This is a genomic window from Nonomuraea sp. NPDC005983 (assembly GCF_040614375.1).
In the GTDB taxonomy this organism is placed as follows: Bacteria; Actinomycetota; Actinomycetes; order Streptosporangiales; family Streptosporangiaceae; genus Nonomuraea.
The window spans coordinates 1-20,091 of record NZ_JBEXUP010000156.1 but is presented as its reverse complement, the minus strand read 5'-3'; the positions used below and the strand labels follow the sequence as shown (position 1 = coordinate 20,091).

At 69.5% G+C, this 20,091-nt stretch carries 22 protein-coding genes and 1 pseudogene; 9 read left to right on the top strand and 14 right to left on the bottom strand.

Translation table 11 applies throughout. The features are described from left to right. Nucleotides 1–31: 31 nt before the first annotated feature. The 3 genes from ABZ297_RS39900 to ABZ297_RS39890 form a co-directional block, all read right to left on the bottom strand. Nucleotides 32–703, bottom strand: coding sequence for a GNAT family N-acetyltransferase (locus ABZ297_RS39900; RefSeq protein WP_355357336.1), 672 nt, complete (start codon nt 701–703; stop codon nt 32–34). 38 nt (nt 704–741) lie between these two features. Next, complete coding sequence (gene fxlM, locus ABZ297_RS39895) at nt 742–1,965, bottom strand: methyltransferase, FxLD system (protein WP_355357333.1); 1,224 nt, start codon at nt 1,963–1,965, stop codon at nt 742–744. 134 nt (nt 1,966–2,099) lie between these two features. Continuing rightward, on the bottom strand, nt 2,100–3,146 hold the full coding sequence (locus ABZ297_RS39890) for a serine hydrolase domain-containing protein (RefSeq protein WP_355357330.1): 1,047 nt from the start codon (nt 3,144–3,146) through the stop codon (nt 2,100–2,102). 96 nt (nt 3,147–3,242) lie between these two features. On the opposite strand from ABZ297_RS39890, the gene ABZ297_RS39885 reads away from it, so the two are divergent. Together ABZ297_RS39885 and ABZ297_RS39880 are read left to right on the top strand one after the other, a co-directional pair. Then, nucleotides 3,243–3,866 carry a DUF3289 family protein gene (locus tag ABZ297_RS39885; protein ID WP_355357347.1) on the top strand — a complete coding sequence of 208 codons (624 nt, stop codon included), beginning with the start codon at nt 3,243–3,245 and terminating at the stop codon, nt 3,864–3,866. 13 nt (nt 3,867–3,879) lie between these two features. Beyond that, nucleotides 3,880–4,452, top strand: coding sequence for a hypothetical protein (locus ABZ297_RS39880; RefSeq protein ID WP_355357327.1), 573 nt, complete (start codon nt 3,880–3,882; stop codon nt 4,450–4,452). A gap of 197 nt (nt 4,453–4,649) precedes the next feature. Here the strand turns inward: ABZ297_RS39880 and ABZ297_RS39875 are convergent. Further along, a pseudogene (locus ABZ297_RS39875) lies at nt 4,650–5,743 on the bottom strand (methyltransferase, FxLD system). A 181-nt stretch (nt 5,744–5,924) separates the two neighbouring features. Beyond that, nucleotides 5,925–6,614 carry a hypothetical protein gene (locus ABZ297_RS39870; RefSeq protein ID WP_355357325.1) on the bottom strand — a complete coding sequence of 230 codons (690 nt, stop codon included), beginning with the start codon at nt 6,612–6,614 and terminating at the stop codon, nt 5,925–5,927. A 74-nt stretch (nt 6,615–6,688) separates the two neighbouring features. Here ABZ297_RS39870 and ABZ297_RS39865 point away from each other — a divergent pair, with 74 nt between their 5' ends. Both ABZ297_RS39865 and ABZ297_RS39860 read left to right on the top strand, forming a co-directional pair. Further along, a complete protein-coding gene (locus ABZ297_RS39865) occupies nt 6,689–7,477 on the top strand; it encodes a hypothetical protein (protein ID WP_355357323.1) in 789 nt (262 codons plus the stop codon). Continuing rightward, a complete protein-coding gene (locus ABZ297_RS39860; RefSeq protein WP_355357321.1) occupies nt 7,455–8,093 on the top strand; it encodes a hypothetical protein in 639 nt (212 codons plus the stop codon). The genes ABZ297_RS39865 and ABZ297_RS39860 overlap by 23 nt, the downstream gene beginning before the upstream one ends. An 89-nt stretch (nt 8,094–8,182) precedes the next feature. Here the strand turns inward: ABZ297_RS39860 and ABZ297_RS39855 are convergent, their stop codons facing one another. Continuing rightward, complete coding sequence (locus ABZ297_RS39855) at nt 8,183–9,088, bottom strand: LysR family transcriptional regulator (protein WP_355357319.1); 906 nt, start codon at nt 9,086–9,088, stop codon at nt 8,183–8,185. 58 nt (nt 9,089–9,146) lie between these two features. Between ABZ297_RS39855 and ABZ297_RS39850 the strand changes: the two genes are divergently transcribed. Continuing rightward, a complete protein-coding gene (locus ABZ297_RS39850; protein WP_355357317.1) occupies nt 9,147–10,526 on the top strand; it encodes an aspartate aminotransferase family protein in 1,380 nt (459 codons plus the stop codon). A 218-nt stretch (nt 10,527–10,744) separates the two neighbouring features. Next, nucleotides 10,745–11,443, top strand: coding sequence for a helix-turn-helix domain-containing protein (locus tag ABZ297_RS39845; RefSeq protein WP_355357315.1), 699 nt, complete (start codon nt 10,745–10,747; stop codon nt 11,441–11,443). On the opposite strand, the gene ABZ297_RS39840 is transcribed toward ABZ297_RS39845, so the two are convergent. The 3 genes from ABZ297_RS39840 to ABZ297_RS39830 all read right to left on the bottom strand — a co-directional run bounded on the left by ABZ297_RS39840 (nt 11,422) and on the right by ABZ297_RS39830 (nt 14,163). Continuing rightward, nucleotides 11,422–12,075: a class I SAM-dependent methyltransferase gene (locus tag ABZ297_RS39840; protein WP_355357313.1), complete on the bottom strand. Its 654-nt coding sequence runs from the start codon at nt 12,073–12,075 to the stop codon at nt 11,422–11,424. The two genes, ABZ297_RS39845 and ABZ297_RS39840, sit on opposite strands and share 22 nt — an antisense overlap. Before the next feature lie 248 nt (nt 12,076–12,323). After that, complete coding sequence (locus tag ABZ297_RS39835) at nt 12,324–13,502, bottom strand: GDSL-type esterase/lipase family protein (RefSeq protein ID WP_355357311.1); 1,179 nt, start codon at nt 13,500–13,502, stop codon at nt 12,324–12,326. 91 nt (nt 13,503–13,593) lie between these two features. Continuing rightward, a complete protein-coding gene (locus tag ABZ297_RS39830) occupies nt 13,594–14,163 on the bottom strand; it encodes a TetR/AcrR family transcriptional regulator (RefSeq protein ID WP_355357344.1) in 570 nt (189 codons plus the stop codon). 71 nt (nt 14,164–14,234) lie between these two features. On the opposite strand from ABZ297_RS39830, the gene ABZ297_RS39825 reads away from it, so the two are divergent. Then, nucleotides 14,235–14,726 (top strand): FBP domain-containing protein, encoded by a 492-nt coding sequence (locus ABZ297_RS39825; RefSeq protein WP_355357309.1) that lies wholly within the window; start codon nt 14,235–14,237, stop codon nt 14,724–14,726. A 143-nt stretch (nt 14,727–14,869) separates the two neighbouring features. Here ABZ297_RS39825 and ABZ297_RS39820 read toward each other — a convergent pair whose 3' ends face one another. From ABZ297_RS39820 to ABZ297_RS39800, 5 genes are all read right to left on the bottom strand, one after another. After that, the gene (locus ABZ297_RS39820) at nt 14,870–15,139 is read right to left on the bottom strand and encodes a hypothetical protein (RefSeq protein WP_355357307.1); all 270 of its coding nucleotides are present in this window, start codon (nt 15,137–15,139) and stop codon (nt 14,870–14,872) included. Nucleotides 15,140–15,284: 145 nt separating this feature from the next. After that, nucleotides 15,285–15,623, bottom strand: coding sequence for a TraR/DksA C4-type zinc finger protein (locus ABZ297_RS39815; RefSeq protein WP_355357305.1), 339 nt, complete (start codon nt 15,621–15,623; stop codon nt 15,285–15,287). Between the two features lie 20 nt (nt 15,624–15,643). Then, nucleotides 15,644–16,480 carry a rod shape-determining protein gene (locus ABZ297_RS39810; RefSeq protein ID WP_355357303.1) on the bottom strand — a complete coding sequence of 279 codons (837 nt, stop codon included), beginning with the start codon at nt 16,478–16,480 and terminating at the stop codon, nt 15,644–15,646. Further along, on the bottom strand, nt 16,444–16,821 hold the full coding sequence (locus ABZ297_RS39805) for a hypothetical protein (protein ID WP_355357301.1): 378 nt from the start codon (nt 16,819–16,821) through the stop codon (nt 16,444–16,446). Before ABZ297_RS39805 ends, ABZ297_RS39810 begins: the two co-directional genes overlap by 37 nt. Before the next feature lie 151 nt (nt 16,822–16,972). Next, a complete protein-coding gene (locus ABZ297_RS39800; protein ID WP_355357299.1) occupies nt 16,973–17,353 on the bottom strand; it encodes a hypothetical protein in 381 nt (126 codons plus the stop codon). Between the two features lie 83 nt (nt 17,354–17,436). On the opposite strand from ABZ297_RS39800, the gene ABZ297_RS39795 reads away from it, so the two are divergent. Both ABZ297_RS39795 and secD read left to right on the top strand, forming a co-directional pair. Beyond that, nucleotides 17,437–17,835 (top strand): hypothetical protein, encoded by a 399-nt coding sequence (locus tag ABZ297_RS39795; protein ID WP_355357298.1) that lies wholly within the window; start codon nt 17,437–17,439, stop codon nt 17,833–17,835. A 35-nt stretch (nt 17,836–17,870) separates the two neighbouring features. Further along, nucleotides 17,871–20,091 (top strand): protein translocase subunit SecD (secD, locus tag ABZ297_RS39790; RefSeq protein WP_355357296.1); only part of this gene is annotated, 2,221 nt, incomplete at its 3' end.

The window sequence follows — 20,091 nt, the reverse complement described above, 5'->3', positions numbered from 1 at the left end:
CCGCGAACCCGCTCCCACAGACACTTACCGCTTAACCTGCAGAAACAGGATCACTCGAAGATCGATTCATACACCACGTCCGTGGACGTGACCTCAGGCAGAAGGGAGTGATTCCTTGGACGGAAACGCCAGTCATCCGGTGCGACGCCCAGCGGGGGGCTTCCAACAGCATGCAGTGCTCCACAGTGCGGACTCCGTCGCGGCTGAATGTACGCCGCCCGTTGTAGACATAGCCGAGCTTGTGGCAGACCCTTTCCGACGCGACGTTGCCCTCCACATAGGAGGTGTACGCCTCAGCAGCGTGCAGATAGGCAAAGGCGAGCTCCAGCACGGCCGCTCGGGCTTCGGTTCCGTACCCCTTGCCTTGCTGCTCCCGCGTGATCCACGACCCCGTCTCGACGGACCGCACCGTCGCGAAGTCAGTCGCCCACAGGTTCTGCACGCCCACGGCCATCCCGTCCACACGGATAGCCAGGTGCAAGTCCCAACCGGTCGGCCGCCAGTGGGCCAGAGCCCGCCAATGGCGTTGCAACAGATGCCGTTCCCTGTCCGGTGATGGCTCGTAGAGATACGCCTTCTGATAGCGGGGCTCGCCAGGCGGCTGAATATCCGCTGTCGCTCGGGCCAGATTCAGAAGATCGCGGTTATCGGGACCGCCAGCTCCAGACGCGGTGTCCTCAGGCTCAGCGCGAACAGCGGCCACAGGCCAGCCAGGTCCTCACTCACGGCTCTCACGATCAATCAGGTCCAGGCCATGACCAACTGCGTGTGGCGCTTCGGGAAGATCCGGCCTATGGCGGGGGCCGGCACCGCGGCGTCTGCAGGGTAGAGGGTGAACTGTGGGCCTGGGTGGTGGCGCCAATCGCGTTCCCAGGTCTGGATGTGAGCGGCCAGCCGGTGGGCGAGTTCGGCGCCGTGGCGGCCATGGCCGTGGATACCGAACTCGTGGTGGACTTTGTCGGTCTTGGCGTCCCGGGGTGCTTCCCGCTTGATGAGGTAGGCGAAGCTGCCGGAGGTGATGAGAGCCGGGCAGGACCAGTGGACAGCGGGCTTGGCCGGCTTGCTGTCTCGGCCGGGATCCTGCCAGATCAGGCCGAAGGTCGTGTCAACAGTCGCCAGCCACTGGTGCAGTGTGTCGAACGGCTCGTCGCCGGCGACCACGACGCCGGTCCACAGCTCGGCGGGGTCATCGGCCAGCGCCAGGTCGAGCGCGGTGGCGTCCAGGACGGGGCCGCCGTCGAGCGTCAAGGTCACCGCTCCGTCTCCCAGGGCAGCCACTTGCTCCTGATGCTCTCCTGCGCCCTGGATCGGCACGAACCCGCACACCGTGGGGTCCAGGCCGACGAACCGGTCCCCGTCACGAACGAACGTGATCGACCTGGTGAGGCCGTGGAACCGCAGCGGAACGACCATCCGGCCGCCCGGGGCGAGCAGGTGCCCCCACGGACAGTCCCACGCGCCGACCGTGACGAGGACGGCATCGTAGGGGCCGAACTCTCCGACGGCGTGCTCGGCGTCCCCGAGGACGACTTTCACGTGCGGATAGCCCGTCGAGGTGAGGAATCGGCTGGCTCGCTCGGTGACGAACGGGTCGATGTCCACGGTGACCACCAGCCCCTCGGGGCCGACGATTTCGGCGATGAGCGCCGCGTTGTAGCCGCCCGATCCGATTTCCAGCACTCTCGCCCCGCGCGTGAGTTGTGCGGCTTCGAGCATTTCGGCTTGCAGCCAGGGCGCGCTGATGGAGCTCGTCGCCTTGCCTTCGGCGTTGCGCTTGGTGATGACGACGTCCATGGCGGAATAGGCAGCGGAGGGCGCCGCTTCGGGGGCGAATCTCTCACGCGGGACCGCCGCGAAAGCGGCCTCGACCTCAGGCGATTGGATCGAGCCTCTCTCAATCAGCGTGGCGACCATGTCGGCGCGCAGGCGTTCAGGGGACTCGAGAGGTCGGGTGTCTGTGGTCACCGGTCAACGCTACTTTCGCTCGGGGGACAGATTCAGGAAGTCCGGGGAGGTGGGAGAGCCTCGCCCATGGCCTGCCGGAGTCGGCTAACTCAGTCCTTTCCACCGATCCGCGCCCGGTCGTCGCGGCATCACATTCACCAGTCGAAGGCGAGCGCGCGGAAAGCGTTGCGGATGCTCATAAGTGGGTCGCGGTCGCGGCTGTAGTAGAGCTTGTTCGTGAGGAGGACAGCCCATCGCTGCTGCTTCGGTGAGAGCCACATGGCTGTGCCGGTGAAGCCGTAGTGGACGTAGATGTCTTCCTCGGGGTTGGTGCCGGGGGCGGGGTGCCAAAGAAGGCCGCGCGCCGGGGTGAGGTGGCCGGTGTGGACCTGCAGAGACTCGGATACCCAGGCGGGCCCGAACCCGACCCGATCTGGATCAGGGCCGGGGGGCAGGAGATGCCCCAGGAAGCGGGCCAGGTCCTGCAGGGTGGTGAAGACGCCGGCGATACCGCACACGCCTCCCAAGAGGCGGCCGGAGTAGTCGTGGGCGATGCCCTGGAGGTGGGTGCCGGTATCGGGGTCGAGTTCCGTGGGTGCGCAGCGGCTCCGTTCGCCGGCTGGCAGCGGGCCGAACCGGGTGTCCGTCATGCCCAGCGGCTGCCAGATCCGTTCTGTGGCGAGTTGGTCCAGTGCGTGGGTGGCGAGGTGCTCGGCGAGGAAGCCCAAGATGAGAGGGGCGCGGTCGGTGTACCCGACGGCGGTGCCCGGCTGGCGGTGCAACTCCTCGTGAAGGACGCCATCGCGGATGGCTTGAGGGGTGGTGCCGTAGAGGTTCTTCAGGTTGGCGCGGAGCGGTACGCCCGCGGTGTGGGTGAGCAGATGTCGGGCGGTGACCTGGCCGAGCGGGTGGCCAGCGACCTCGGGCCAAAAGGTGTGCAGTGGGTCGTCCAGCGGGAGTTGCTGTTCGTGCCACAAGGTACCGATAACCGCCCACACCGCGACAATCTTGGTGAGGCTGGCGACGTCCCAGAGAGTATCGGACCGCGCCGTCGTGGTGGGGTCGGTCGGGTCGGCCTGTCCGTGGGCGCCGCAGTCGAGCATGGCGTCGGCGTCGCCTGTGGCCCACACCGCGGCTGGGAACACTCCCTCCCGCACTCCCCGGTCGAGGAGAAGAGCGATGGACTCGTGAGTGTCAGCCATGGTGGGGTTTCCCTCGGATCTGAGCGGGCCAGGTCTGAATGCCAGGGTAGTGAGCAAACGGTGGCGCTGCCGGTTTGACGCGGCGCGTCAGGCGACCTGTCGGCTGAGGTCCTTCAGCGCGGTCGCGGTGGCGGTGAGGGGGAAGCGGGCGGCGTTGCGCAGGCCAGCAGCGCGCAGGTCGTCCAGGATCGTCGGGTCGGCGACGACAACTTCGCCCCCGGCCGCTACCTCTACCGCGGCTCCGGCACGGCCCTCTCCCGCGCCGTCGGCGCCTCACCGCAGGAGAAGACGTACACCGACAAGGCCGGCCAGATCATCAAGCAGTCCCTCATCGACAACAAGGGCCGCACCGATCAGCTCAAGGTCCAGGAGGACCTCTCCAAGAACTTCCTCTTCCAGGAGTTCCTCCGCCAGGACGTGAAGTACCCGGTGTACGACTTCTCGCTCTGGGACGCCAACCAGCGCGCCCTCTCCATCGCGATCCACCAGTTCCACGGCCACACGATCGCGCTGAAGGACTACAAGGTCGAGGGCAACTCCTTCTCCGGCAAGCTCGTCTTCCACTCCTACGACCACTTCGGTCTCGACCCGGACGACGAGATCACGGAGTACGGCTTCATCGACTGGTTTACGCTCCAGCACTATGACCGGTTCGATGGGAAGTACCCCCCGCCGATCGCGCAGGCGGACATCGAGATCCCCATCAGCGGCACGTTCTGACCTCGCCGACCTGATGCCCCACAGGCGCTCGCCGGGCCGGGTCCTGGTCGTCACGCTGCTCGTCGTGACGGCCGGGTACCTGGCCTGGCGGGTCGCCGTCCTCGCGGGCCTGGAGGCCCACTTCGGCAGCGGCTTCGACGAGCAGCGCTTCAACCGGCTGCAGCAGGAGTACGACCGCCGCGAGGACGCCTTCGCCCGGGCCGACGCCCGGATGCGGAAGCTGATCGCGGAACACCCCCGCGCCGAACGCATCGACTGGAGCCGGTACCGGACCTGCGTCCGCGAGCCCGGCCGCCCCTCCGACACGTGCACGACGACGCCCCTGCGCGACCAGAAGGTGTACGACGCCCTCTGGGGCGTCAGCGTGATCCTCTACCAGCCCAAGGACGAGGGCCGCACGTTCTACCGCTTCTACCACGAGGACCCCCCGCGCTACACGATCATGCGCGCCCCCGAGGACACCGCGGAGGAGGCCGAGGAGTACGCGGACGCCCACGGCTTCCGCTCCACCCGCCCCCTCGGGCCCGGCTGGACGATCCTCGGCCCGATCGACGACATCGGCCGCGAGGAGAAGCAGTTCCCGTAGGAGGGCTCGCGGAACGCTTCGCCGGGAAGCAGCAGGGAAGCAGCGGGCACGAGAGGAGACCCCCACCCCCGTGAACACGTTACTGATCACCGCCGACTCCGGCGCCGGGCGAACGGCGAGTCGGTCGAGCGGATCCAGCCCGACCTGATCATCCCCACCGGCAAGCGCAAGGGGCAGGCCCCCAGCGTCGCGAGTATCTACCGGGCGCTCGCCGAACACGAGAAGCAGGAGGCGTACCCCAAAGCCGTCGCCCAGGCGCACGCCGACTTCGCCGACCTCCAGGACACCGACGACATCCCCCGCCCCCGCCGAGTCCGCATCCGGCGGCCGGACGACCCGCTCACCTCGACGCCAGCCGGACCATGATCAATCTCAGCGGCACTTCCTGTACCGCAACTACTCACACCCGAATACCAGCGCATGGCGGGCTCGACGAGTCGGCCGCCGTCAAGGTTCTCGTCCCGCCAGATCATGCCGAAGGTTTCGCCTACCGTCGTGATCCACAGATTCATCGAGCCGAACCACTCACCGCTGCAGACGGTGACGCCGGTCCACAGCTCGGTCCGGTCGCCAGTCAGCGCCTGGTCGAGCGCGGCGGTGTCGAGGTCGGGGCCGCCTTCGATCGTCAGTTTCACGGCACCATCCGCCAGAGCCGCTACCTGCTCTGGGTGTGCTCCGGCGCCCTGCATGGCGACGAAACCGCACACGATCGGGTCCAGTCCGATGAACCGGTCGCCCTCTCGGACGAAGGTGATCGACCTGGTGATCGTGTTGAACAGCAGAGGAACGACCATCCGGCCACCCGGCGCGAGCAGGTGCCCCCAAGGGCAATCCCAGGCCCCGACCGTGACCAGGATGGCGTCGAAACCGTCCTCGGGCGCGTGCTCGTCGGCGGCGTCCTCAGCATCCCCCAGGACCACCTTCACCTGCGGGTAGCCGGTCTCGTTGCGCGCTCGGTGACGAACGGGTCGATGTCCACGGTGACCACCAGCCCCTCCGGGCCGACGATCTCGGCGATGAGCGCCGCGTTGTAGCCGCCCGATCCGATTTCCAGCACTCTCGCCCCGCGCGTGAGTTGTGCGGCTTCGAGCATTTCGGCTTGCAGCCAGGGCGCGCTGATGGAGCTCGTCGCCTTGCCTTCGGCGTTGCGCTTGGTGATGACGACGTCCATGGCGGAATAGGCAGCGGAGGGCGCCGCTTCGGGGGCGAATCTCTCACGCGGGACCGCCGCGAAAGCGGCCTCGACCTCAGGCGATTGGATCGAGCCTCTCTCAATCAGCGTGGCGACCATGTCGGCGCGCAGGCGTTCAGGGGACTCGAGAGGTCGGGTGTCTGTGGTCACCGGTCAACGCTACTTTCGCTCGGGGGACAGATTCAGGAAGTCCGGGGAGGTGGGAGAGCCTCGCCCATGGCCTGCCGGAGTTGGCTAACTCGGTCCTTCCAGGGGCAAGAAGTGGGCGGCCGAGCAGCCGCTAGGACGTGGTCGCGCCGAGCAGGGCGCGCAGGCTGTCTTCGCCTTGACGGACTGCGGCGGTGAGGGCGACCTCGTGGGCTGGTGGAAGGCTCCCGGCGCCGAACCCCGAGGCAGCGTGCACAACGGCGAGTTCCTCTGCCTGCTGTGAGGTCATGTGGGAGCGCATCGCATGGTGGCCTAAGACGTCTCGGGCGGCGTAGGCGTCCGAGACGGCCACCCCGACGACAGCGGACCGCAAGTCGGAGTCTTGCGCTGTGGGCCGGTCGGCCGTCAGGTCGAGCGCGGTGAGGCCGAGCCGGGCCCGAAACGCTGCGGTCATCGGTTCCGGCTGCGTGATCAGCGCGAGCGTTTCCCGCACCGCACGGTCCAGTTCCTCCTGCGATGTCGTCGAGGTGTCCGGCCGGCAGTAGATGCGCAAGATGGCCGCGACGGCGTGCTCCCAGGGCTCTGCGGGGACGGTGGATTCGATCATGTCGGCGGCCTGTTGCGGGAGGTCTTGCTCCACCAGCGACATGATCTTGAGCTGGCGGCCGTCGAGGAGCCGCTCACCGATGCCGCGATGCGCGGCCATAGACTCAGCTGCCTCGGTCCACCGGCCCGCGCTCGCGAGGGCTCGGGCGCCGTCGACCAGCAGGGCGACCCACAGTTCCGTGCAGATCGTGCGGTGGTCTGCGGTGGTCTGGATCAAGGGCGACAGTCTCCCCCGCCACCGGCGGACGCCACCTGTACGCGAAGTGGGCGACCAAGCTCTCGTGCGGGGAGATGGGACGCATCGCCCAGGCGTTCGCCCGCCGCTACATCAGCTTCGACCCGCAGCCGATGCTGAACACCAGCGACGGGCTGATCGTCCCGCCCGGGGCGTGGGTCGGCGGCGGCCACTTCCGGCAGCTCTGCGACGACCCGGACTACGTGCACTGGGTGCTCGACCACCCCAACGGGCCGGACATGTGGTCCAAGCTGATGGACGCGCTCACCCCCGAGCTCGAAGAACTGGAGCGCGTGGGCCCACGCCGTACTGGCACGGCAGCCCGCGCCGCGCGGAAGAACGACGCGGCCGCGACGACGGAGGCGCTGTGGGCAGTGGTGGACGACGAGGACGGCGTCGCCATGCTGCCCCGCCCCGGCGGACGTCTCCCCCGCCTGTCCCCCGCCATGGAGGACCTCGCCGTCACCGGCCGATACCGGCAGGGCAAAGGGCCCGGCCTGTACGAGTCCGACTCCGACGCCCGTCAGGCGGTCCTCGCTGGCGCAGCGTCGTGCGGGTGGCGGCTGGCCGACGTCGCCGACCGACTGCGCGCCGGCCACTGGTCCGGCCTCGCCCGCTTCTACGACAAGTACGGCAGCGCCCGCGACCGGTTGAAGGCGTTGCGGGCGGACTGGGACAAAGCCGTGCCCTGGATCGCCGGGCGGGAGCACAGCCGTGAGATCCACACAAGGGGGAGAACACACGGGGGGGGTTACCGAGATCATCTTGGAGGGGTTGCCGCTCACGCTCAAAGGCCCGACGTCTCGATCCCCGATGGATCCGGTGGCGGCTCTCCAGCAGAGTAGGCGGTGGGCCAGCGCGGTCAAAGCCGCTGAACGGTACCGGTGGCCAGGGAACGCCGGAATCACCAAGCGGCGGATCGTCGCGGCCGCGCTGAAGGCGGCCCAGCTCAAGCATTCGATGGTGATCGGGTTCGGCGTGCGTGAGTTGGCGCTGCTGGCCTGTCTGGACTACTCGACGGTCGCGGCGGGGCTGCGGGAGCTGCGGGAGGAACGCGATCCGTTCTTCGTGCTGGTGGCTGAGCACCATGGAGAGTGGGCGGACTACTACGAGCTCGTGGTGCCGGACGGTTACGCCGAGGCGGCCGCGTGGAGGCGGTGGCAGCCCGGCAGACTCGGGGGCATCCACCCGGTGTTCCGGGAGCTCGGCGGCCCGGCCGCCCTCATTTACCCCCTGCTCACCATCGACGAGCCGATGCGTACGACCGACGTGCCCCTCATGGCGGGGATCTCCGAGACGGCAGCCAAGACCGGGCTGAACACGCTGGCTGAGCACGGCATGGCCGAACGCGTGCCGGGCGGCTGGATACGCGGGCCGGCCGACCCGTACGACGTGGCCGAGCAGCTCGGCGTGTACGAGCAGGTGGAGAAGATCAAGCCTGCCGAGCTGGCGCGGTGGTGAATGGCCAGAAGGGCGCGGTCCGATGTTCGGCACGGCAAGGAACCCGCTCGATCACTCCACAGTCACCGAGATCGCCGCCCGGTTCCGTGCTACGCCGGTACTACCTTGCGGGCGATGTCGCGAAGTTGTGCCACCGCGCGGGCGATGAGGTCGCTGCGGCGTCGATCCTGGCGGGCGTGGACGACGATGCGCCGCAAGACAGCGGGGCGAACCACGGGCCTGGCGACGACTCCGTCGGGGAGCTCCGCAACGGCCAGGCGCGGCAGGACGGTGACGCCGATGCCCGTCTCCACCAGTCGCAGCGCCGCCCGGTGATCGTCCAAGCGGGCGGCGTAGCGCGGCGTGAATCCGGCGGCCCTGCAAGCGGTCAAGATGATCTGTCCGATCGGGCTGTCGTAGATGTCGTGGTCTATCCAGGGCTCACCTTCGAGGTCCCGGAGAGCGAGTTCGCGGGCGTCGGCGAGGGGGTGGGCACCGGGGAGCACCGCGACGAGCTCCTCGATGGTGAGTTCATGACGCAGGTAACCGTCAAGGTGTACTTCGGCTCCGTCGATGGGCTCGGTCCGGATGTCGAGGTCCGGCCGTCGGCGGCCGCGCCCGTCGACGGGTTCGTTGGTGCTGATCTCGACGGTGAGGTTCGGTTGGTGTCGGCGAACGGTCCGCACGACCTCCGGGATCCACCGCTCGGCCGCAGAAGCAAAGCAGGCGATCGCCAGATGCTGCGCCTGACCGCCCCGGAGGTCCGCAACGACTCGCTCAAGGCGTCCGAAGTCGGCGAGGAGCGACTGAGCTTGATCTGCCAGGTGCCGTGCGGCATCGGTGGGGCTGATACCGCGTCCTTGCTTCTCGAAAAGGACCAGGCCGGTCTCCCTCGCCAGGGTGGTCATGTGCTGGCTGATCGTCGCGGGAGTGTAGCTGAGGTTCCGCGCCGCTTTGTTGATCGACCCAGCTGCCAGGACCGCGCGCAAGATCGCGAGGCGTTGCGGGTTCAGCATGGCGTCGATAGTAAGGCAATGCCGAATGATAAGTCGTATTTGTTCGCTTGTTACGAGTTTGTCATCGATCGAAGATGGCATCGAGCAGCAGATTCGACGTCGTCGCGGACGCGGTGAGAGAGGATTGGCGATGGACACGACGTTTTGGGACGAGGCGGACCGCCTCCTGATCCGCTACGGAGCCGGCTTCACCCCGCGGGTCATCGAACGTGCCTCTGGTGCCTATGTCTTCGATCGCCAGGGCACGCCGATTCTCGACTTCACCTCAGGGCAGATGAGTTCCATCCTCGGCCATGCACACCCAGATATCGTGGCAACGGTTTCGTCCGCGGTCGCGTCGCTGGACCACCTCTTCAGCGGCATGCTCAGCACTCCCGTGCTGGAGCTCGCCCACAGGCTCACCGCCACCCTGCCCCCAACGCTCGGCAAGATGTTGCTGCTCACCACAGGAGCCGAGGCGAACGAGGCCGCGATCAAGATGGCCAAGCTCGCCACCGGCCGCTTCGAGATCGTCTCCTTCGACCGCTCTTGGCACGGCATGACCCAAGGGGCCGCCGCCGCGACCTTCTCCGCCGGGCGGCGCGGCTACGGACCCCCAACACCGGGAAACCTCGCGCTGCCCACGCCGAATGCCTATCGTTCGCCGTTTCGATCCTCCGACGGGTCACACGACTGGGAGGCTGAGCTCGCCTACGGCTTTGCCCTGGTAGACCAGCAATCCGCCGGGAGTCTCGCCGCCTGCCTCATCGAGCCCATCCTGTCCTCAGGCGGGATCATCGACCTGCCGCCCGGGTATCTGCGTCGCCTCAAAGAGATGTGTGACGAACGCGGGATGCTGCTCATCCTGGACGAGGCGCAGACCGCTCTCGGCCGCACCGGAGCGATGTACGCGTTCGAGCGCGACGGGGTCGCACCCGACATCCTGACGTTGTCGAAGACCTTGGGAGCCGGATTGCCTGTGGCGGCCGTCGTCACGACCGCCGAAATCGAGCAGGTCTGCCACGACCGGGGCTTCCTCTTCTACACCACCCACGTCTCCGACCCCTTGGCGGCCGCCGTCGCGCTGACGGTCCTTGACGTCATCGACCGCGAGAACCTCACAGAGCGTGCTGCGACGCTAGGCGATCAGCTCACCGACCGACTGCTGGCGCTTCGCGACAACTACGAAGTCGTCGGTGACGTTCGCGGCCGTGGCCTGCTCCAAGGTGTCGAGCTCGTCAAGGACAAGAAGAGCAAGGCGCCCGCCGACGCGCTGGGCAACGCGATCACCTCGGCCTGTCTCGAACGAGGCCTGCACATGAACATCGTCCAGCTACCTGGGATGGGCGGCATCTTCCGCATCGCCCCGCCTCTCACGATCAGGGACGACGAACTACACACCGGCCTGGACATCCTCGAGGCGTCTCTCATGGCCGTGCTCGACGCCGCCGCCAGGTGATGTGAGCCAGCATCCCACGCCCTAAAGACCTCACTCTTCGTCGATCTACGACCCTGACGTCAGGTGACAGTACCCGGCACCGCCCTTCACACCGAAAGATTTCCGGATCAGCGCCCGCGCCGTCATGGTGCACGAATCGGTGATCGCCGACGTCGACTTGGGCGTCCACCACTCCCTTTCGCTGGCGCCGTTCTGGTGCGGCTGGCAGCATCGACGATGTGAACGCCGGGACGGAGTCGGTGCCTCGCTTCACCATCGGCGAGGGTTATGCGGTGTATCGAGGCTCGACAACGGACAGCGCCTTCCACCGTCATGCCGCTTTCCAGATCGCCATCGCGGTTCAGGGCGAGGTCGCCATGGTGGACGCGTCGGAGACCCATCATCAGGCCGTGGCGCTGGTCGTGCCGCCGATGGCGCGGCATCGCATGCTGGCCACAGCGGAACTGCTCACCTTCTTCGTCGAGCCGCACTGCGTCTTCGCCGACCGGCTGCGCAGGCGCTACGGCAACGGCGTCATCGCCGCCCCCGAGCTGCGCAACCTGCGCGAGGAGGACATCGGCCCGGCGGGCGGGTGCCCGTCCAGCGAGCTTGATCCTCGCCTGGTGGCGGCGCTGAACACGCTGAGGGAGCGGAGTGTTCCGATGCCGGGTCTGGCCGCGATGGTCGGGCTCTCACCCCAGCGCCTGCGCGCGTTGGCACGGCATCAGGTGGGCATGCCGCTGGCACGCTGGCGGGTGTGGGCGCGGCTGCGCCGGGCGGCCGAGGCGCTGCGGGCGGGTCAGTCGCCGGCCGACGCGGCGATCACGGCAGGCTTCGCCGACCAAGCGCACTTCACCCGCCGGATGCGCGAGATGATGGGCCTCACGCCCGCGGCCGTGCTGCCGGTGCTGCGCGGTCACCCCCGGCGCGCGACGTAGACGGAGATCGAGCCGGTGACCGTGGGCACTACCTCGGCCTCGCGCACGTCGCGGAACCCGGCCTCGGCCATCAGCGCGGGAAGGGCACCATCGGCGTTGGGCTGGGTGTCCTCCTTGCCGTCCGCGAGCTGCACGAACCGGAACGCCCGGCGCATCAGCCTCGTCCGCTGCCGCCCATAGTCGGCGATCACCAGTTTCCCGCCTGGCCGCAGGACCGCGGACATCGACGCGAGCACCGCCCGTTTCACTGTGACCGGGCATTGATGGAGCACGAGGCTGGACACGACGGTGTCCACCGAGCCCGCGCCCAGCACCTCCACCAACTCATCACCCATGCCCACTCGCCACCGCACCGCCGCGTCGGCGGCAGCGGCCTTGCGCCGCGCCACCGCCAGCACATCAGGATCGGGGTCCACACCGACAATCCGGGCCCGCGGCTCCACACGGGCCAGCAACAACGCCAGTGAGCCAGTGCCGCAACCAACGTCAAGGATCACATCATCGGGCCGCGGCGCCACGTACATGGCGGCCAGAGCCCGCCACAGATGCTCCCGCGTCAGAGCGACCACGTGATCGTAGAACCGGGTAGGGGCGAAGCGGCCAAGGGCGGGGGTGAAGGCGTTCTCGCTCATGCCCGCAGTCTCGAACGCGCGACGCAGCCCAGTCTTGTACGAACCGCTCACCCTGGCCGACCGCGACAGGTGTTCCACCGGTGCTCGGCGGTCAGGTCCTGCACCGGCACCACCTGTGGGCCGAGCCCGACGAGCCGGCCCGATGGTTGCATCCCCGCGGTGCCACCGTGGGGGTGCATCGCGGGCGTGAACTCCTTCAGCATCAGCGCGGCCGCGCCGGGATCGCGGTCTGCGTGGCCGCGACCTGGTCAGCCGGTCTTGACGGCGAAGGGACCACCGTCGCCGAACACGAGCCGCGCGAAGTTCTCGCCGATGCGGCGGTGTCCGGCGGGGTCGGGGTGGACCTCGTCGGGCAGCGGGAGTTCGGCGTAGTCCGTCTCGCCGTAGAGGCGGCGGCCGTCGAGGTAGTGCAGGTTCGGGTCGTCGGCCGCCCGCTGTTCGACGATCCGGGCGAGTTCGTCGCGGATGATGTTGAGCGTCAGGCGCCCGGCGGCGCGTTCAGCCGGGTCGCCCGTGGCCTTGAACCGCAAGGTCCCGCCGCCGAAGTCGGGCGCGAGGGGGCCGGGGGTGTCCTCCTGGACCGGGCACAGGATCGAGGACACGACCAGCAGCGGCGTGGCCGGATGCCCCTCGCGGATGGTGTCCAGGAAGCCGTGGACCGCAGGGGCGAAGGCGCGCAGGCGCATCACGTCCGTGTTGACGACATTGATGCCGAGCTTGACGCTGATCAGGTCCGCGGGGGTGTCCCGCATCGCGCGGGCGGTGAACGGATCCAGCAGCGCGCTGCCACCGAACCCCAGGTTGACCAGCTCCACTCCGCCCTGGGCGGCGGCCAGGGCCGGCCAGATGGCGGTCGGGTGGGCGGCGTTCGAGCCGTGGCTGATGGAACTGCCGTGGTGCAGCCACACCCTGCGCCCGCTGTCTCGCGCCGGCTCGACCGGGGCGTCGGTGCGCAGGGCGATCAGCTCGGTGATCTCCGTATGCGGAAGCCAGATCTCGACGTCCTTGTCACCCGCCGGCAGATCGGTGAAGCGGGCGGTACCGGCAGGCCCCTCATGCAGTTCGGCGGACTGGGTGACCATGTCGATGATCGTGCGGACTCTGCCGCCGGCCACCGTGGCCTGGGCGGTGAGACGGCCATCGACCAGCAGGTCGTACACGCCGTCCGGCGGGGCCGGGAAACCTCGGTAGACCCGCTTGGTAGGCAGCGTGTCCAGTTCGATGGTGGTGGCCCGGGTGCGGAAGGCCAACCGCACGCCGGAGGGCTGCGCCTCGGCCATGACCAGTTGGTCGTCAGGGATCTGCCGGCGCGCCCGAGCGGGCAGCCGATGCGGTAGCAGGCCGTGCGCCGTGCGTTCCACGTCGAGGACGCCGCGCAGGATGTCCGCGGTGACAGGTGTGGTGATCGAGTCGTGCTCAGTGTTCATTGGCCTCAGCCTGTTCATCAAGATTTCTGGGTTGCTCAGATGCGTCGGTGTGCGGCGCGGCGGACCGCCTCCGGCGGTAGCCCGCTGCTGGTCAGGGTGTGGTCCAGTTCCGCAGCAGAGCGTCGAGGGAATCCAAGATCCAGGCCCAGGATTCCTGCGAGTCGACGCCGGTGTGGCTGAAGCCTCCGGCCATCTCCAGGCTGACGTAGCCGTGGAAGACGCTGCCGAGCATCCGGACCGCGTGCGTCTGGTCCGGCTCCGTCAGGTCGTAGCCGCGCAAGATCGCCCGCGTCATCTGCGCGTGCCTGCCGCCGGCGCTGGCGGCCGCCGCCTCGGGGTCGAGCTTGAGCTGGGCTGCGGCGTAGCGGCCGGGATGCTCCTGGGCGTAGTCGCGGTAGACGTTCGCGAAGGCGGTCAGGGCGTCCTTGCCGGCACGCCCGGCCAGGGCGTCAGCGGCCCGGTCGGCGAGTTCCTCCAGAGCGAGCAGGGCGATCTTGGTTTTGAGGTCCTGGGAGCTCTTCACGTGCGAGTACAGACTCGCGACCTTGACATCGAACCGCCGGGCGAGCGCCGAGACGGTCACCTGTTCGAAACCGACCTCGTCGGCCAGATCCGCACCCGCCCGGGTCAGTCGTTCCGTGGTCAGCCCTGCTCGAATCATCATCCTTCTCCCATCTGGCATCATCCATTATGCAATTGCCTAACATATTTAGGCAAACTAGCCTGCCCCTTATGAAGCCGCTGACAGAGCAAGAGATCCGCACCGCGTTCGTGAACTGCACCAAGGGCGAGGCGAAGCGCCTGTCCGTCCCCCGTGACCTGGCCGCGCGCCCCTGGGATGACCTGGACTTCCTCGGCTGGCGTGACCCTCAGGCCCCCGACCGTGCCTACCTCGCCACCGAGCTGGGCGGCCGCCCGGTGGCACTCGCACTGCACTGCCCCAGCGCCGCCTCCTGGCAGACGCGGCGCAGTATGTGCTCGATGTGCATGACCACCCACACCGGCGGCGTCTCGCTGATGGTCGCCGCGAAGGCGGGCAAGGCCGGGCAGCAGGGCAACTCCGTGGGCGCCTACATGTGCAGCGACCTCGCCTGCCCGCTGTACGTACGGGGCAAGAAGGACGCGGGTGCCGGCGCACGGCTCCACGAGTCACTCACCCTGGAGGAGAAGATCCAGCGGACCGTCGGGAACCTCGCCGCGTTCATCGCCAAGGTCACCACATGAAGCATCCAGCCACGCACATCTGAGCTCTCAAAAGGGTATGCAGAATCAGCGCCGGAGCAGGGCCGGTCGCCGGGGTGTCGGCCGAAGGCCGGTCCCGCGCGTCGCAGGCCGGCGCGCGCAGTGGGCCGGTGTGCATGCGGGCGTCAGGCTGGGATGCTGCCGCCTTGTGCGGCGGCGAGGGCCGCCTCGGTGTCGGCCGCGGCGAGGTCGGCGTTCATGTGGGCGCCGGCCAGGGCGCCGGCTGCGGCGGAGGCGCCGACTTGGGCGGTCAGGTCGGTGGCGTTGCCGGCCACCCACACGCCCGGCACCTCGGTGGTGCCGGCCATGCCGGCGGCGAAGCGGCGGCCCATGCCGCCGGGCAGATCCTCCATCGGCAGGCCGAGTTCGTCCAGACCGTCGGTGCGGGCCTGCATCCGGGTCGCGACCGCCCATCAGCGCATGACGTAGGACGAACTCCCCTCCTGATCTGAGCGTTCTGGCTGAACGGACGGGCCAGTCGGAACGCTCAGTCACACCGGCCGGAGCGGCCCCCGGTGGTGAGGCGGGGGCCTGGGCGGGTCAGGCGGCCTCGTGGCTGCGCTGGCAGGTGATGCAGTAGCGGGCCAGAGGACGGATCTTCAGGCGCTCGAAGGGGATGTCGACCTCGCACTGGGCGCACTGCCCGTAGCTGCCTTCGTCGAGCCTGTCCAGGCAGTGCTGGGTTTCGGTGATGGCGCGGTCGGCCGCGGTCAGGGAGGCGAGGATGTCCTGCCAGGCATGGTCGGCGCCGTTGGTGCTGTCGACCGAGGCCTTGAGGTTGTCGCGCTGGGTGATGCGCCACTGCAGGTGCTCCTGCAGCTCCTGCCGGAGGGTCTGGATCTGGACGCTGCTCAGCGTGGTGTGGTGGTTGGTGGTCATGGTTCAGGTCCTTTCGGAGGTCAGTGGGCGGCGGCCGGTGTGGCGATCTGCTCGGCCAGGGCCGGAAGCAGGCACAGCCGGGCCAGCCCGCGGATCGTCGCGTGCGCTGGTTCGAGCGCCGGGGTGACGGAGACGCGCAGCTTGGCGCACAGGTGACGGGCCAGTCTCGGGTCGCGGGCGCCACCGCCCGTGAGGAGCAGGCCGTTGGCCCGGGCCGCGGGACGCTGCTGCGCCGGAAGGCGGCGCAGCAGGTCGGCGACCATGTCCGTCACGCTGTCCAGCGCGTACGCGGGCAGCGTGGGATGCGATGACGCGGCGAGTTGGATGGCGCCCGCGTCGGCGATCGCGGAGTCGCCGAGGGCGACGGCCTCGATGATGCCGGCGCCGACGTCCAGGAGGAGCCGGGGCCGTGGGTCCGTGATGTCCAGGCCACAGCCGATGGCCGCCGCCAGGGGCTCCTCCACCAGGACGACCGGGCAGCGGGCCGCCTGGCGGACGGACGTCCAGACGGCGATACGGTCGATCCGCGTCGCCGCCACCGGGACGCCCACCAGCACCCGCTCCAACGGCCAGGACCCGTAGAGCATCGCGTCCCGCAGGACGGTGTGTGCCAGGCGGTGGCAGGCCGCCATGTTGGCGACCATCCCGTGCAGAATCGGCCACACCACCTCGGAGCCCTGCTCCGGCTCCTGCCGGTCGCGTCGGCGCGGACGGGCGGGGACGGACGAGGCTCGCTCGGCGATGGTGACGCTGCCCGAGACCAGGGAACGGGTTCGGGCCGTCCCCAGGTCGAGGGCCGCGTAGGACGGCTGGTGGTGCGTCATGCCGCCGCCGTTGGACGGTGCCCGGTCCGGCACGCGTCGCACTCTTGACGGTGTGGGGAGCGTCGCAGGTGGTCCAGGTCGATGAAGCAGCCGCAGCGGCGGCAGACGCCGAAGAGCCCGCGGTCCATCCGCTCGATCGCCACTTCGAGCTCGGTGATGCGCCGCCGCGTCCGAGCCCGGGTGCGCTTGCTGGTCGAGCCGGACCCGGTGTCCAGCAACGTCAACGCGACCGGCGGCTGCGCGTCCGCCGGGGAGGCGAGCCCGGCCTTGGCGGCGGTCAGGCGTTGCTGGAGGAGGTCGCGCAGTTCGTCCAACTGCGACAGATGACGCTCGTAGTCCTGGATGAGCATGTTGACTGATCTGATGTTCGCCATGGCGACATCGGCTCCTTGCTAGGCGAAGAGGACCACACCGCACGGGTGTGGTGAACGCCGTTGCTGGGCAGCGGCAGGAGACCTGCGGCGTACGGGCAGGGCGGAGGGCCCTACGGCCGCGTACGCGGGCAGGTGCGTGCGAAAGGAACGATCAGACCAGCGCCGGGGGGCTACGGGAGCCCGTGGTGCGATGGACGAGCTGCTGCGGGCTGAGGACGGACTCCGCGCCCGCCCCCGGCGCGGCCGGCAGCCGCAGATGGGCCGCCTCCGGCTGAAGCGCCCGTCGGACCGGCGGCCACGCCGTCAGCAGGTGCTCCCGCGCGCCGACGAAGCTCGACGGCATGTTGGACGGCTGGTCCACCCAGGACCCGGGCGCCCACATGTCGGAGACGAGGTCGGCAGGCCCGCCGGCGGACAGGCTGCCGTACCTGGCCGCGCTGGAGCCCACCATCAGGACGGACAGCAGAACGAGGCCCACCACGGTGAAGAACGCAGTGGACCCGCGTGGTACTCGCCACGACCTGGTGTCCATAGAGGCGACCATAGCCCAGCCTGCGCGGAAAGGCATGTGCGTTGTTCCTGGGGTACGGTGTGCCTCACAGCGGGAGGTGAGAGATGGTGCGGTCCAGGGCCGCTGCCGTGCTGCTCCTCCTGCTGTCGACGTTCGCCCTGCTGGGCGGGCACAGCGAGGCGGCTCTCGCCGTTCACGAGCTCCCCGATCGGGTCGCGTCCGCCGCCGACACGCGGCCGGGCTCCGGCCAGGCGTCGATCGCCGCGGCCGCGGCGGAGCAGACGTCCGGGCCGCACTGGCTGGCGGGGCCGGTACCCGCCGAACGGGCCCAGGTCCGGGTCGGCGGGCAGGGCCTGACGGGCGGGCTCGCCGTCCTCGACACCGACGACGGGTCGTGCGGCCACCCGCGCCCGGCGACCGGCGCGCACGCCGGTCCCCTCCTCACTCCGCAGCCGGGCCGTGCTGTCGCCCCGGCCAGAGCACCACCCTCCACGACGCGCTGACGTCCTCTTTCACCCGATAGCCCGTGGAGGCTTTCATGTCACGTGCGCCCGTGTGGCGTGCGGTGGTCGCGTGCGCCGTCATCGCCACCGCATTACTGCTCGCTTTCACCATCTCGCCGCGTCTCGGACTGGACCTGCGCGGCGGCACCCAGCTCGTCTTCGAGACCCGCGACTCCCCCACCGTCAAGGCCGACTCCGAGGCCACCGACCGCGCCCTGGACGTCCTACGCCTCAGGGCGGACGCGCTGGGCGTGTCCGAGCCGACCCTGGTCCGGTCCGGAGACAGGCGGATCATCGTGGAGCTGCCCGGCGTCCTGGACCCGCGCCAGGCCGCCGAGGTCATCGGCAAGACCGCGCAGCTCACCTTCCATCCGGTGCTCGGCCGCGCCGAACCAGGCGACGAACGGGCCGTCAAGGATGAGTCCGGGCAGCCGCTCACGCTCGGCCCGGCCGCCATCACCGGCGACGGCGTCACCGACGCGGCCGGACGCACCGACCCCCAGCTGGGGGCGGGCTGGTTCGTCACGGTCGGGTTCCGCGAGGCCGAGGCGTGGCAGCGGCTCACGGGAACCGCCGCCTGCGAGCCCGTCGGCGACCCCAGGCGCCGGGTCGCGATCGTCCTCGACAACGAGATCATCTCCTCTCCGCAGGTGGACGCGTCCGTGCCCTGCCGTACCGGCATCCCGGGCGGATCCACGCAGATCACCGGCTCGTTCACCTCGGAGGAAGCGCGGAATCTGGCCGTGCTGATCAAGGGCGGCGCGCTGCCCGTCCCCATGGAGCTGATCGAGCAGCGCACGGTCGGGCCCACGCTCGGCGCCGAGGCCATCGAGGCCAGCGCCAAGGCGGGCGTCGCGGGCGTGCTGCTGACCGCGCTGTTCATCGTCCTGGTCTACCGGCTGGTCGGCCTGCTCGCCGCGGTGGCGCTGGCGGCGTACGGGCTGATCTCCTATGCGGCGCTCGTCGCGCTCGGCGCCACGCTCACCCTGCCGGGTCTGGCCGGGTTCGTGCTGGCCATCGGCATGGCCGTGGACGCCAACGTGCTGGTGTTCGAGCGGGCCAGGGAGGAGTACGGCAGGACGCCGCGCAGGGGGCTGCGCCGGGCGCTGGACCGCGGGTTCAGGAGCGCCTGGAGCGCCATCGCCGACTCCAACATCACCACGCTGCTGGCGGCCGGGCTGCTGTTCTGGCTGGCGTCGGGGCCGGTGCGCGGCTTCGGCGTGACACTCGCCATCGGCGTGCTGGCCTCGCTGGTCTCGGCGATGCTGATCACCCGCGCGCTGACCCACCTGGTCATCGGACGGATCGGGCCGCGCGTTTCGGGTCTCGGCGGCGTCGGACGGGTCCGAACCTGGCTGACCAGGCGCGACCCGGACGTGATGTCCCGCGGCCGGATCTGGCTCGGCGTCGCCGCCGCGCTGGTGGCCCTCTCCGTGGCCGGGCTGTCGGTCCGCGGGCTGAACTTCGGCGTGGAGTTCACCGGCGGACGGATCGTCGAGTTCGCCACCTCGGCACCGGTGGACGCCGACGCCGCCAGACAGGTCGTGGCCGACGCCGGGCATCCCTCGGCGGTCGTGCAGACGTCCGGGGAGCGGATCTCCGTCCGCACCGGGCAGATCACGGCGCAGGACGTCGCGGGCATCGAGCAGGCGCTCGACAGCCGGTTCGGCGAGGTCGCCAAGGAGCGCGACGAGCTGATCGGCCCCAGCCTGGGCGAGGAGTTGCGCCGCAACGCGCTCATCGCGCTCGCCGTGGCGATGGCCGCGCAACTGCTCTACCTGGCGATCAGGTTCAGGTGGACGTTCGGCGCCGCCGCCGTGCTGGCGCTGCTGGTGGACGCGGGCGTCGTCGTCGGCGTGTTCGCCTGGCTGGGCAGGCCGATCGACGGCGTCTTCCTGGCCGCGATGCTCACGGTCATCGGCTACTCCGTCAACGACAAGGTGGTGGTGTTCGACCGGGTCAGGGAGCTGTGGGCGCAGCGACGGAACGCGCCCTTCCCGGGGATCGTCAACGCCGCGATCCTGCAGACCGTGCCGCGGACCGTCAACACCGGGCTCGGGGCGCTGTTCATCCTGGCCGCGCTGGCCGCCTTCGGCGGCGACTCGCTGGGCGACTTCGCCGTCGCGCTGATCATCGGCATCGTCACGGGCACCGCGTCCTCGACGTTCGTGGCCGGGCCGGTGGCGATCGAGCTGGAGCGCCGCAGCAAGCAGCCGCCGCCGGAGCCCGCCAGGCGGCGGACGGCCAGGCCGCGTG